Origin of the sequence: Borborobacter xinjiangensis, assembly GCF_047739745.1 — a bacterium.
Classification (GTDB): Bacteria; Pseudomonadota; Alphaproteobacteria; order Rhizobiales; family Rhizobiaceae; genus Pseudaminobacter.
In genome coordinates this window covers 309,767-322,384 of sequence record NZ_JBLLVA010000002.1, presented here as the reverse complement: position 1 = coordinate 322,384, position 12,618 = coordinate 309,767, and the positions used below count along the sequence as shown (strand labels likewise).

The following is a 12,618-nucleotide window of genomic DNA, read 5'->3' as shown; positions in this document are numbered from 1 at the left end:
CGTCAGTCCGTGCTTATCTGCGGAAACTGCATCACGCCGCGCCGTATTGCTTCCGACGGCTGCTGGCGCAGCGCATTGTCCGCCTCCATGACATAAAGTGCCAGCGATTCGGCCTGCGGCCATGTCGGGCTGTCAGGTCGGATGTTGCGCGAAAGGGCCTCGGCAAGCGCGGGTCTGTCACTGCGCTCGAGCGCATCGGCATAGGCTGCCGTGCGGCCATAGAACATGCGCGCCAGCTTCTTCATGCGTTTGGGCACGCCCATGTCGCCGATGCCGAGATCACGCAGCGAATGCTCGACTTCGGCGAAGAAATCATCCGTCAGGATCTGGGCGATCTCGCGCAAGGCGCCGGCTTCGCCGCGAACGCGGTGCTGGAACAGAAACATGTGCAAGGACAGCATTTCGAAGCGTCCAAGCGGCGTGTCGGGCACTTCCCACTCGGAATAAAGCACCGGCTGCCGCGCCGCTGCCACTATTTCGGCATAGAGGGCCTCGGTTATCGCGCGATTGCCACTGCGGTCGCGGCCGAACAGACGCTGGAACATGAAAGGCGATCTCCTTCGGGACCGTTTGGCTGCGTGGCGTTGTTGCATCGGCGCGCAAGCTGGTTTACCGGTTTTGCGGCCCCGTGCAAGGTGGGAGCGCCATGGCTGACTTGAAGGAGTTGTTGTTGTATCCGCTGAATTTCAAGACCATTTTCTCGCCTTTGGTTATCGGGGCGGCCTCGGTGCTTGCGGCAACGGCGCTCTCGGGCTGCAATGCATCGAAGACGCTTGACGGGTTGACGCCCGGTGAAACCCTGACGCAAGGCTATGTCATCGACCAGGAGCAGATCGATCTCGTGCCCGTGGGGTCCAGCCGTGAACAGGTGCTCCTGGCACTCGGCACCCCGTCGACCACGGCCACCTTCGACAACGAGGTCTTCTATTATATATCGCAAACGCGCAAGCGGCCGGTGGCATTCGCCAATCCTCGTCTTGTCGATCAGCGCGTTCTCGCCGTCTATTTCGGCGAAGACGGTCGGGTGACCCAGATCGCCAATTACGGCAAGCAGGACGGCAAGGTGTTCGACTTCATCTCGCGCACCACGCCGACCGGCGGCAAGGACCAGACTTTCATCGGCCAGTTGATAGCCGGCGCCGGCGGCAGGCCGACCAGCCTTCCCGGCCTGCCAAGGCAATAGCTAGGCCTTTGCGTCGATCAAACGGTCATAGTCGGAGACGAGCAAGCGCAACGGCGCCTCGTCTTCGTCTACTTGCGAAAACCGCCCGATCGGATCGGCAAAGATGTTGTCGGTCAAATCGTCGTTGACGGTCGAAACCTCGCCGATCAGCACATCGCCGCCCTCCGCCCAGAATGCATGCCAGACGCCGGGCAGCAGCGTCACGCTCTCGCCCGGATCGAGTTTCAACAGCCCGCCCGCCGGCAGCTTGCGCACCACGCCGTCGGTCGGCACCTCCACCTCACGATGGCGATCGATACCGCCGTCTTCGGCCGGCATGAACAGCTCAAGGACAAGCCTGCCGCCGCCGCGATTGATAATGTCCTCGGCCTTCACGATGTGCCGGTGCATCGGCGAGAGCTGATTCCGGCGCGAGATCATGATTTTCTCGGCATAGAGCATGCCGCGCCCGCGCGTCAGGTCCTCGGCGCGGCCGTTGCGAACGGTGAACAGGAACAGGCCGAGTTCGTCATACTTGCCCTGCCCATAGTCGGTGACATCCCAGCCAAGCCGCGAAGCGATGATCCCGGCGGGGCGGCGCGCCTTCAATTCCTCAGGCGACCAGTAGGCAAAGGGCGGCATGACATAGCCGAACGAGCGAATGAAGGCGTCTCCCTCGCGAATGATCTCATTGATGCGGGAACGTTTCATGCTGCTTTTCCTTTGTCCTGCCCGCCACCGAAGCGGGACGCCGAGATTCTGTAGCGCGTGCTCCACCGTTCCCCGGACATAAACCGCCGGCCGAAAGACAATCCGGCCGGCGCATGGCTGGAAAGGTTTGCATCATCGAAATATCCGTCCACCGGCTCGACACCGATGCCTCGAAAGCGTTTCGACCACGGCGCCGCCTCGCGGCCGCAGTCGGAAAGCCAAAGGATCAGCGATGGGAAATCAACCGGATTCCAGTCAAGCCGCACCGAATGTCCTTCGTCGGTATAAGAAAGCACGACGCTGCCGGCCACCGCCTCCAACTGAACGATCTCTTCGCGAAGTTCGTCAGGCAGTTCCGAAAAGTCGGCCGCACCTCCGCGCGCGAGCGGCACTGCATCGAGGGAACGAAACTCGGCGCCAGGCTTGAGGCGCGAAACACCCACTTCGAACACCTTCGGAAATGTGAGGCCTCGTGAAAAAGCTCCCGGATCGAGCTGCAGACGGCCTTTGGCAGGGAGTTGGAATATGGGATGCAGGCCGAGCGGCAATTTGCATGCACGGCGCGCCTCTACGGCAAGTTCCATCTCGATCGCCGCCCTGCCCGGCACACCCGAAATGCGACGTTCCAGCCGCGCGATCGGATGCGTGGCAGGATAGTCGATCGCCAGGCTGATAATGCCGACGCCTTGGCTCGTGACGCGCCATTCATTGTCGGTGCAATAGCCGTGGTGATGCGGATCGATGGTGGTCGTGCCGAACGGCACGCAAGGCCACTCGCCGCCGAGCTGGCGCAGATGCGCCGGAACCTTTTTGTCCGCCGTCACCGCAGGGTCGCCGACCCACGGCGCCTCGGCAAGTGGGCGTATCGTGGAGCCGTCATCGAGCTCAAGCACAAGGTTGTGGAGGGCCGCGCCAGTTGGAAGGATATCAGCCTGGCCGCGATCCCAGCAGAGAGTCCAATGCAATGGCTGCCCGACCAAAAGGTCGCCGACAGCATATTGGGCATCGAGGCTTTGCACGCTCATCGTCTCAGACGATCCGCCGGCCGCTTTCGGGGTCGAAGAACACCGCCTTGTCGAGGTTGAAGGCAAGCCGGGCCTTGCTGCCTGCCACGACATTGGCATCGGCGCGCAGCCGCGCCGTGACCGGCTTCTTGCCAAGGCGTGTCACCGCGAAGGTGTCCGAGCCGGCAGGCTCGACCACTTCGATCAGGCATTCGGTTTCAAATATGTGCCTGGCATTGCGGTCGGCTCCCTCATGATCGGTCAGCGCCTCCGGACGGATACCAAAAATCACCTCGCGTCCGCCATGCGATGACAGCCTATCCGGCGCATTTGGAATTTTGACGATCAGCGGCTCCATCTCGTGCCGATCCGTCGAGACCAGAACGCCCGCACCGTTGTGCGTGACACTGACGGGAATAAGGTTCATCGCCGGCGAGCCCATGAAATCGGCAACGAACAGATTGGCCGGGTTGTTGTAGATTTCGGCCGGCGTGCCCGACTGCTGCAGTTCGCCATCCTTCAACACGGCAATTTTGGTCGCCAGCGTCATCGCTTCGATCTGGTCGTGCGTGACATAGACGATTGTCGTGCCCATGCGCTGGTGCAGCCGCTTGATCTCGGTACGCATGTCGACGCGAAGCTTGGCGTCGAGATTGGAAAGCGGCTCGTCGAACAGGAACACTTGCGGATCGCGCACCAGTGCCCGCCCGATCGCCACACGTTGGCGCTGCCCGCCGGAAAGCTGGCTTGGCTTGCGGTCGAGCAGGTGGCCGATCTGCAGCATGTCGGCCACCGAGGCGATCGCCTTGTCGCGCTCCGGCTTCGGCACGCCCCGTATTTCCATGCCGAAGGCGATGTTCCCGGCAACTGTCATGTTGGGATAGAGCGCGTAGGACTGGAACACCATCGCGATGTCGCGCTGCGAGGGATGCAAGCGGTCAATCGCCTTGCCGGCTATGCTGATGGAACCGCTGGTTATCTTCTCCAGCCCGGCAATGGAGTTGAGCAGGGTCGATTTTCCGCAACCGGAAGGCCCGACGAGCACCAGAAACCCGCCTTCCTCCACGTCAAGATCGATACCCTTCAGCACCCTCACATTGCCGAAGGTCTTTTCGAGATTGCGGATTTCGAGAAACGACATGCCTATCCTTTCACGGCGCCGGCCATCAACCCGCGAACGAAGTATCTGCCCGAAACGATGTAGACGACGAGGGTGGGCAGCGCCGCCAGGATCGCGCCGGCGAAATGAACATTGTATTCCTTCACGCCACTCGACGAAGACACCAGATTGTTGAGCGCCACCGTCATCGGCTGCGATTTGAAGTCGCCGAACGACACACCGAACAGGAAGTCATTCCAGATATTGGTGAACTGCCAGATCACGGTGACGACGATGATCGGCCCGGATGACGGCATGAGGATGCGCCAGAAAATCTGGAAGAAGCTTGCGCCATCGATCTGCGCTGCCTTCACCAGTTCGGTCGGAAAGGCTGCGTAATAGTTGCGGAAGAACAGGGTGGTGAAGCCCAACCCGTAGGCGACATGGACCAGCACCAGCCCCTGCGTGGTGCCCGCAATGCCAAGCAGGCCAAGGATACGCGCCGCCGGAATGAGTGCGATCTGGAACGGTATGAAGCAGGCAAGCAGCATCAGGCCGAACACGAGATTGTCGCCGCGAAAGCGCCATTTGGTCAGCACGAAACCGTTCAGCGCGCCAAGCAGTGTCGAGATCGCCACCGCCGGCACGGCCATCAGGATTGAATTGATGAAATAGGGCCGGAGCCCGGTTGCCTGGACGCCTACCCGAGCGGTCGACCACGCCGTGAGCCACGGCTCGAGCGTGAAGACCTTGGGCAAGGCCAGCATATTGCCTTCGCGGATTTCGGCGAGCGGCTTCACCGAATTGACGATCATCACATAGAGCGGCAGCAGGTAGTAGATCGCAAACAGGATCAGCACGAGATAGATCAGCCCGCGCGAAAGCCGGTTCACCTGCGTCACGTTTTCCGGTGACGGACGGCCCATCAGCGCGGCCCTCCCCTGAGCTCGGAATAGAGATAGGGGATGATGATCGAGAAGATCATGATCAGCATGATGACGGCGGACGACGCGCCGATGCCCATCGAATTGCGGGTGAAGGTGTAGGAATACATGAAGGTCGCCGGCAGTTCGGTTGCCTGTCCCGGCCCGCCTCCGGTCAAGGCGATGACGAGGTCATACGATTTGATGGCGAGGTGCGCCAGCACCACGAAAGCCGACAGGAATACCGGCCGCATCAGCGGTATGATGATGCGGCGATAGATGGTGAGCGTCGATGCGCCGTCGATCTGGGCAGCCTTGATGATCTCGTTGTCGACGCCGCGCAGGCCGGCCAGAAACATCGCCATGACAAAGCCGGACGACTGCCAGACGGCGGCCATCACCACAGTGTAAATCGCCAGGTTGCGATCCTTGATCCAGGTGAAGGAAAAACTCTCCCAACCCCACAGATGCATGGTGTTCTCAAGCCCGATTCCGGGATCGAGGAACCACTTCCAGGCAGTGCCTGTGACGATGAAGGACAGCGCCATCGGATAGAGATAGATCGGCCGCAGGAAGCCTTCGGCGCGGATTTTCTGGTCCAGCAGGATCGCCAGGAACAGCCCGAGCACCGAACAGATCGCGATGTAGAGCGTCCCGAAGATCGCAAGATTCGACAACGCCCGCCACCAATGCGGCAGCTTCCACAGCTTCGAATAGTTCTCGAGGCCAACGAAGCCGTAGGACGGCAGCATCTTGGAATCCGTCAGCGACAGATAGCCCGTATAGAGGATGAACGCGTAGACGAAGAGCAGCACCATGGCGAAGCTTGGCGCCAGCACCAGCTTCGGCACGATCGTCTGCAATCGATTGCGCGTCGGCATCGTGCGTCTCTCCGCAAGCCGTTTACCGCGAGAATTCGTGCGGAAAGCGGAGATATGCGAACGGGCTTCGCCATATCTCCGCGCCGGAAATGAGGGCGGCGCCGGGCCGCGCCGCACCCGGTTTACTGCGCGGCCGCGACCGCCGCCGCCAGCTCGCCCGGCGCGTCTTCGGTCGAAAGATCGCCGTTGAAGTGACGCGTGATGACGTCATACATCGCGTTCTTGATCGCCGCCGGCACCGAATGGCCGTGGGCCATCGAGCCGAACAATGTGCCTTTTTCATTGGCCTCGGCGAGGTCCGCGATGCCCTTCTTGCCGCAATCATCGAAGTCTGTGTCCGGCACGTCGGTGCGGGCCGGAACCGATCCCTTGACCACGTTGAAAGCCGACTGGAATTTCGGGTCCTCGATGGCCGAAGCCATCAGCAATTGCGCCTTCTTCTTGTCGTCCCCGACCTTGAACATCATGAACTGGTCGGAGTTGAAGGTCACCGAGCCTTGCGTGCCCGGAAAGCGGATGCAGACGAAGTCGGTGCCTGGCTTCTGGCCGGCCTTGAGGAATTCGCCCTTCGCCCAATCGCCCATGAATTGCAGGCCGGCCTTGCCCTCGATCACCATGGCCGACGCAAGGTTCCAGTCACGACCGGAGAAGTTGTCGTCCACATAGCTGCGCAGCTTCTCCATGCGGGTGAAGGCTTCCTTCATCTTGTCCCCACTCAGCGCCTCGGGATCGAGGTCGATCATCGAAGCCTTGTAGAAGTCGTTGCCAAGATGCAGCACCACCGCATCGAAGATGGTGGCATCCTGCCAGGCTTGCCCGCCATGGGCCACGGGCGTGATGCCGTTTTCCTTGAACTTGTCGAGCAGCGCGATCAGTTCGTCCCAGTTCTGAGGCTCCTTGCCTCCCGCCGCATCGAGCGCCTTCTTCGAAATCCAGACCCAGTTGGTGGAGTGGACGTTCACGGGTGCGGCGATCCACTTGCCGTCATGTTTCGCGAAATTCTGCAAGGCGGTCGGGATCACCTTGTCCCAGCCCTCGGCATCGGCGACTTCACCCAGATCGCCGACGACGCCCTGCTTGGCCCAGTCGGTGATGTCGAAGCCCAGCGCCTGCACGGCCGTGGGCGGATTGCCGGCGGTGACGCGCGCCCGCAGCGCCGTCATCGCCTGTTCGCCGCCGCCGCCTGCGACCGGCATGTCGGACCAGGTCACACCCTTCGATTCAAGATCCTTCTTCAGCACGTCAAGGGCGGCTGCTTCGCCACCGGAGGTCCACCAGTGCAAGACCTCGACATTGTCGGCAGCCCTGGCTGTCCCCAAGGTAAGCGCGACGAGTGCCACGCCTGCGGCAAGCTTCGTAATCGTACCAAAAGACATGAAATCCTCCCAAATTGCATGGCCACCGATGGCGCCAGCTTCAAATTTATAACGATATAAATCGGATGCGTGTCAAGGCCCTCCTCCAGTCTCCACGTTCATCAAATCCGGTTTATTACGCGGAATGAAAGCCGCTTTTCAGTCCTGCCTTCCCAATTTATAACGATGCAAATCGGGGCGGAATTAGACGCCGGCGCGAAAGGGATCATAGGCCGATGGACGGCATGGAACGAAACAGCAAGCGCGAGCCGGCCAGTGAAAACGCGAGCAAGCCTACATTGCGCACCATCGCCGACCTCACCGGCCTGGCTGTGACGACGGTTTCACGGGCACTTGGCGGCGCGCCGCAGATCGCACTGGAGACACGCCAGAAGGTCCAGCGCGTGGCGCAGGAGATCGGCTACCTGCCCGACCGCGCCGCCCAGCGCTTGCGCACCGGTCGCACCAATGTGATTACCCTGATCCTCGATCCGCATGACGAAATTCTCGGCTTCGGCACTTCCCTGGTGAACGGATTGACGGCCGCTCTGAGGAACACGCCGTATCACCTTGTCATCACGCCGCATTTCGCCAATGTGCCGAGCATCGACCCGGTGCGCTACATCATGCGCAACCGGATGGCGGATGGTATCGTCTTCTCTCGCACCGAGCCGTTCGACGAACGGGTGAAACTGCTGATCGAGCATGATTTTCCGTTCGTCTGCCATGGCCGCACCGAACTCGGCTCACCGCACGCTTACGTCGATTTCGACAATTTCCGCTTCGCCTACGAAGCAACGACGCGCCTGATCGCCGGCGGGCGGCAGCGTCTGGGCATCATCCTGCCGCCACGCCGCTTCACCTTCTTCCAGCACATCCAGTATGGCTTCATGAGCGCGGTGCGTGAGAACGGCATCGCTTTCGAGATCGCGGAAGATATCGACCTTGACAGTCCTGCCGCCGACATCAAGGCGCATATATATCAGCGAATGGGCGAGCCCAATCCTCCGGACGGCTTCGTCTGCAGCGGCGAAGTCTCGGCGCTTGCGGTAATGGCGGCGCTCAGCGACCGAGGCCTGACACCCGGCTTCGACGTCGGCATCGTCGCCAAGCAGACGTCCGGCCTGTTTAGCCTGGTGCGCCCGCAGGTCGACACGATCTACGAGGACATAGCCGATGCCGGACACCAGATGGGGCAGCTTCTGCTTGCCGCGATCGGGGGTCGCGCACCGGCCGGACTGCAAGTACTTCAACAGCCGGAACTCAACTTCATCGACAGGGCTTAGTTATGCCGATGCTTCTTGTGGAAAATCGTCACATGCTGCCAATAGCGGATGTCCGCGGAACGGCAGCGGGTTAGCATCGCGCCATGCGGCCATCCAGGGATATTTCGCGGCTCATTGAGATCATGGCAGCGCTTCGCGCGCCGGAAACCGGCTGTCCATGGGACATCGAGCAGAATTTCAAAACCATCGCTCCGTACACGATCGAGGAAGCCTATGAGGTTGCCGATGCGATCGGCCGCGACGACCTCGACGACCTGCGCCAGGAACTGGGCGACCTCCTGCTTCAGGTCGTCTATCATGCCCGCATGGCCGAGGAAGAAGGCGAGTTTTCATTCGGCGACGTGGTCGAGGCGATCACGACCAAGATGATCCGCCGCCATCCCCATGTGTTCGGTGATGACGAAGCGCGCGGCGCCGGCATGGCAAAGGGCATGTGGGAGGCGATCAAGTCCGAAGAAAAGGCCGAAAAGCGCAATGCGCGGCTGGCGCGAGGGCTGACGGCGGAAGACCATGGCAGCGGCTTCCTCGATGGTGTCCCTGTCGCGTTCCCGGCGCTTACCCGGGCGCTGAAATTGCAGGAAAAGGCGGCGCGGGTCGGCTTCGATTGGGGCGCGGCCGGGCCCATCCTCGACAAGATCGAGGAAGAGATCGCCGAGCTTCGCGAGGCTATGGCCAAGTCCGACGAGGCCTCGATCAAGGACGAGTTCGGCGACGTGCTTTTCGCTCTGGTGAATTTCGGCAGGCACCTGAAGATCGATGCGGAAGCAGCACTTTCCGGCACCAACGAAAAGTTCCGAGCCCGTTTCCACCACGTCGAAAGCGCGCTCACGGCTTCGGGGAGAAGCCTGGACGAAGCCAGCCTCGAGGAGATGGAAGCACTCTGGCAGCAGGCAAAGAGCGCGAAGTAGGCTGCCCTACCCCTTGTTGTTGCTCCGCAATCTGCTTTCGATCTCTTCGCGTGCCGCAGCCGTGGCCCTCATCGAGATGGAAACACTGCCGTCGTCATTATCGACACGTGCGGTGACGTCGCCATTGCGATAGAGCCAATCGGTCAGGCCAAGCTGGTTGGGCGCCAGCGTCACCGTTATCGGTTTCAGTTCGCCTGCAACACGCTCCTCGATCTTGGCCACGAGCGTGCCGATGCCGTCGCCCGTAAGTGCGGAGATCGCTACCGGCGCGCCGTTCTCACGAGCGACACTTTTTTCAACCAGGTGTTCGCGGTTGCCGTCGTCCAGCCGGTCGATTTTGTTCCAGACCTCGATGATGCGCTTCGTGTCGGCGGTATCGACGCCGAGATCGGCCAGAATGCGTTCCACATCTTCAGCCTGAGCGGCCGTATCGGGATCGGAAATATCGCGCACGTGAACGATCAGGTCGGCCTCTACCAGCTCTTCAAGCGTGGCGCGGAATGCGGCAATGAGATGCGTGGGCAGGTCCGAGATGAAACCCACCGTATCGGACAGGATCACCGAGGTTCCATGCGGCAGGCGCACACGCCGGAGCGTCGGATCGAGCGTGGCAAACAGCATGTCCTCGGCCAGCACTCCTGCCCCGGTCAGGCGGTTGAACAGCGTCGACTTTCCCGCATTGGTGTAGCCCACGATGGCGACCACCGGAAACGGCACCTTCTTGCGCTTTGCGCGATGCAGATCGCGTGTACGTCGTACCGTCTCCAGTTCACGCTTGAGCCTGGTGATCTTCTCCTGCAGCGCTCGGCGGTCGGATTCGATCTGGGTTTCGCCCGGACCACCGAGAAAGCCCGCGCCGCCACGCTGGCGCTCCAGGTGGGTCCAGCTTCGAACCAGCCGGCCCTTCTGATAATTGAGGTGGGCGAGATCGACCTGCAGCGTGCCTTCCTTGGTGCGGGCGCGCCGGCCAAAAATCTCCAGAATCAGCCCGGTGCGGTCCAGCACCTTGGCGTTGGTCGCCTTCTCCAGGTTGCGCTGCTGAACCGGCGTCAACGGATGATCGACGATCACCAGTTCAGCTTTGGAGTCGCGCACGATCTCGGCCAATTCCTCGACTTTGCCAGTGCCAAGCAGCGTTGCCGGGCGCGGATCGTTGACTGTTACGATCGATGTATCGACCGGATCGAGGTCGATTGCGCGGGTCAGGCCCACGGCTTCGTCAAGCCGCGCCTGAGGTGAGCGAATCATGCGTGCTCGATTCGGTTCACCGTCATTTTGCGGTGAACGCGCCAAGACCGGCACGATCACGACCGCGCTGGTTTGGACGGCATCGACCGGGCGCTCGGCGCTCGCCTCGCCCGGTTTGTCGCTGGAGCGGTTTTGCTCGGCCAATCAGGCGCCCTGGTTGGTGGTGGTTTCCTCACCATCGAACATCTGAACCGGCTGGCTCGGCATGATGGTGGAAATCGCGTGCTTGTAGACGAGCTGCGAATGTCCATCGCGCCGCAGCAGCACGCAAAAGTTGTCGAACGACGTCACGACGCCGGTGAGTTTCACGCCATTGATAAGGAAGATTGTAAGAGGGTTTTTGTTCTTTCGAACTGAATTCAGAAACAGATCTTGGAGGTTTTGCGTTCGTTCCGCCATTTTTCTTATCTTTCGTCGACCTCGATTTGCGGCCAATGCGCCAAAATTGCCGGCCCAAGTCAAGCCCGCAAACCACTTGCCACAAGCCACGGCAAGCGAAGGAGATGTATTGAAGCTGGTCCAACCAAAGCGGTATCAGGCCGGCGCTTGTTTCGCAACGCCAAAAAACTTACAACCAAAGTACGAAAGCGCACACCGCAGGGCTCGTATGCCGCGAAGGCGCCATTTCGATCAAAAGAACTCCAGACTGACGCGAAACATCTGTTCGACATGCTTCACCGCGTCGGCCAATGCGAAGATGACGACGCGATCCTTCGGACGCACCTTCAGCCCACCGCTTGGCATGATCACTTTCCCGTCCCGGTAGATGGCGCCGATGCGCATCCCTTCGGGCAGGTCCAGTTCACGAAGCTCGACGCCGACCAGAGGCGAAGTCTCGAGTGCCTCGGCTTCGATGATTTCGGCCGCTCCCCGCTCGATGGTGTGAACGGCGCGGATGCGTCCGCGCCGAACGTGCTGAAGCACGCGCGAAATCGTCACCGCGCCGGGATTCACATAGGCATCGAGGCCGAGGGACTTGGTCAGATCCTGATAGGCGGGATTGTTGATAAGCACCAAATTGGCTTTGCAGCCCAGCCGTTTAGCCATGACGCTGGACAGAATGTTGACCTGGTCATTGTTTGTCAGCGCTACCATCAGGTCGGCGTCCTGGATATCTGCCTCCTGCAGACGTTTCTGGTCCAGCGCGCTGCCGTTCAACACGACCGTCCGACGCAACTGGTCCGCAATGGCCACCGCTCGCTCCCGCGACGCCTCGACGATCTTCATCTTGATGCGATTTTGCCGCTGTTCGATGGTCTTGGCGACATAAAGGCCGATGTTGCCGCCGCCGGCGACGACTATACGGGTCGCTTCAGGTTCGTCATGACCGAAGAGCCCGAGCGTACGGCGAACCTGCTCCTTGGTGGTGACGACATAGGCTAGATCACCGGGTGCAAGCTGGTCGGCGGAACGCGGAATGAAGAGCTTGCCATCACGCACGATGCCCACCACCGTCGAAGGCAGGTCAGGAAAGAGCTCGCTCAGTTGCGATAGCCCCGTGTGGACGACCGGGCACTCTTCGAGACATTCGATCGCCACCATGGCGATCTTGTCATTGGCAAAGCGCACGACATCCGTCGCCCCAGGCAACGCGATTCGTCGCAGCACCATCTCCCCGACCTCCATCTCCGGCGAGATGATGACGTCGATCGGCAGATGTTCGCGGGAAAAAAGGTCCTGATAGTGTGGTTGCAGATAGGATTGCGCACGAATGCGGGCAATCTTCATCGGCACATTGAACAGCGCATGCGCGACCTCGCAAGCGACGATATTGACCTCGTCGTGGAGCGTCGCCGCAATGATCATGTCGGCGTTTTCAGCGCCTGCAGCCTCAAGAACGTCCGGATGGGAGCCGTGGCCGACAAAACCTCGCACGTCCAGAGCATCGCGGACCGAGTGGATGAGTTCGGGCGAGGTGTCGATGACTGAGACGTCGTTTTTCTCGACGGATAGGCGCTCGGCAATGCCGTAGCCGACTTGCCCGGCGCCGCAAATGATGACGCGCATTTAAATGCATGCCCGCAAAGTTGAATGAAACAAA

Annotated in this window: 13 protein-coding genes; 3 read left to right on the top strand and 10 right to left on the bottom strand. The window is 60.8% G+C overall.

The genetic code is table 11. The features are described from left to right. Positions 1-2: 2 nt before the first annotated feature. Positions 3-545, bottom strand: coding sequence for a ubiquinol-cytochrome C chaperone family protein (locus ACLKMW_RS03890; protein ID WP_415723058.1), 543 nt, complete (start codon positions 543-545; stop codon positions 3-5). Between the two features lie 101 nt (positions 546-646). On the opposite strand from ACLKMW_RS03890, the gene ACLKMW_RS03885 reads away from it, so the two are divergent. Further along, complete coding sequence (locus ACLKMW_RS03885) at positions 647-1,183, top strand: outer membrane protein assembly factor BamE (protein ID WP_415723057.1); 537 nt, start codon at positions 647-649, stop codon at positions 1,181-1,183. On the opposite strand, the gene ACLKMW_RS03880 is transcribed toward ACLKMW_RS03885, so the two are convergent. The 6 genes from ACLKMW_RS03880 to ACLKMW_RS03855 form a co-directional block, all read right to left on the bottom strand. Further along, the gene (locus tag ACLKMW_RS03880) at positions 1,184-1,873 is read right to left on the bottom strand and encodes a D-lyxose/D-mannose family sugar isomerase (RefSeq protein WP_415723056.1); all 690 of its coding nucleotides are present in this window, start codon (positions 1,871-1,873) and stop codon (positions 1,184-1,186) included. Beyond that, positions 1,870-2,898 (bottom strand): hypothetical protein, encoded by a 1,029-nt coding sequence (locus ACLKMW_RS03875; protein ID WP_415723055.1) that lies wholly within the window; start codon positions 2,896-2,898, stop codon positions 1,870-1,872. The genes ACLKMW_RS03880 and ACLKMW_RS03875 overlap by 4 nt, the downstream gene beginning before the upstream one ends. 4 nt (positions 2,899-2,902) lie before the next feature. Further along, positions 2,903-4,018 carry an ABC transporter ATP-binding protein gene (locus ACLKMW_RS03870; protein ID WP_415723054.1) on the bottom strand — a complete coding sequence of 372 codons (1,116 nt, stop codon included), beginning with the start codon at positions 4,016-4,018 and terminating at the stop codon, positions 2,903-2,905. Between the two features lie 2 nt (positions 4,019-4,020). After that, a complete protein-coding gene (locus ACLKMW_RS03865) occupies positions 4,021-4,902 on the bottom strand; it encodes a carbohydrate ABC transporter permease (protein ID WP_415723053.1) in 882 nt (293 codons plus the stop codon). Continuing rightward, entirely contained in the window at positions 4,902-5,780 is an 879-nt protein-coding gene (locus tag ACLKMW_RS03860) for a carbohydrate ABC transporter permease (protein ID WP_415723052.1), read from the bottom strand. Before ACLKMW_RS03860 ends, ACLKMW_RS03865 begins: the two co-directional genes overlap by 1 nt. Positions 5,781-5,902: 122 nt before the next feature. Next, on the bottom strand, positions 5,903-7,156 hold the full coding sequence (locus ACLKMW_RS03855) for an ABC transporter substrate-binding protein (protein WP_415723051.1): 1,254 nt from the start codon (positions 7,154-7,156) through the stop codon (positions 5,903-5,905). A gap of 215 nt (positions 7,157-7,371) precedes the next feature. Here ACLKMW_RS03855 and ACLKMW_RS03850 point away from each other — a divergent pair, with 215 nt between their 5' ends. Together ACLKMW_RS03850 and mazG are read left to right on the top strand one after the other, a co-directional pair. Beyond that, positions 7,372-8,421, top strand: a complete 1,050-nt coding sequence (locus ACLKMW_RS03850; RefSeq protein WP_415723050.1) for a LacI family transcriptional regulator — start codon at positions 7,372-7,374, stop codon at positions 8,419-8,421. 83 nt (positions 8,422-8,504) lie between these two features. Beyond that, a complete protein-coding gene (mazG, locus tag ACLKMW_RS03845) occupies positions 8,505-9,329 on the top strand; it encodes a nucleoside triphosphate pyrophosphohydrolase (RefSeq protein WP_415723049.1) in 825 nt (274 codons plus the stop codon). A gap of 6 nt (positions 9,330-9,335) precedes the next feature. Here mazG and hflX read toward each other — a convergent pair whose 3' ends face one another. The 3 genes from hflX to trkA all read right to left on the bottom strand — a co-directional run bounded on the left by hflX (position 9,336) and on the right by trkA (position 12,584). After that, on the bottom strand, positions 9,336-10,637 hold the full coding sequence (hflX, locus tag ACLKMW_RS03840; protein WP_415723189.1) for a GTPase HflX: 1,302 nt from the start codon (positions 10,635-10,637) through the stop codon (positions 9,336-9,338). Between the two features lie 84 nt (positions 10,638-10,721). Then, positions 10,722-10,976 carry an RNA chaperone Hfq gene (gene hfq, locus ACLKMW_RS03835; RefSeq protein WP_415723048.1) on the bottom strand — a complete coding sequence of 85 codons (255 nt, stop codon included), beginning with the start codon at positions 10,974-10,976 and terminating at the stop codon, positions 10,722-10,724. Positions 10,977-11,207: 231 nt separating this feature from the next. Next, the gene (gene trkA, locus ACLKMW_RS03830; protein WP_415723047.1) at positions 11,208-12,584 is read right to left on the bottom strand and encodes a Trk system potassium transporter TrkA; all 1,377 of its coding nucleotides are present in this window, start codon (positions 12,582-12,584) and stop codon (positions 11,208-11,210) included. Between the last annotated feature and the right edge of the window lie 34 nt (positions 12,585-12,618).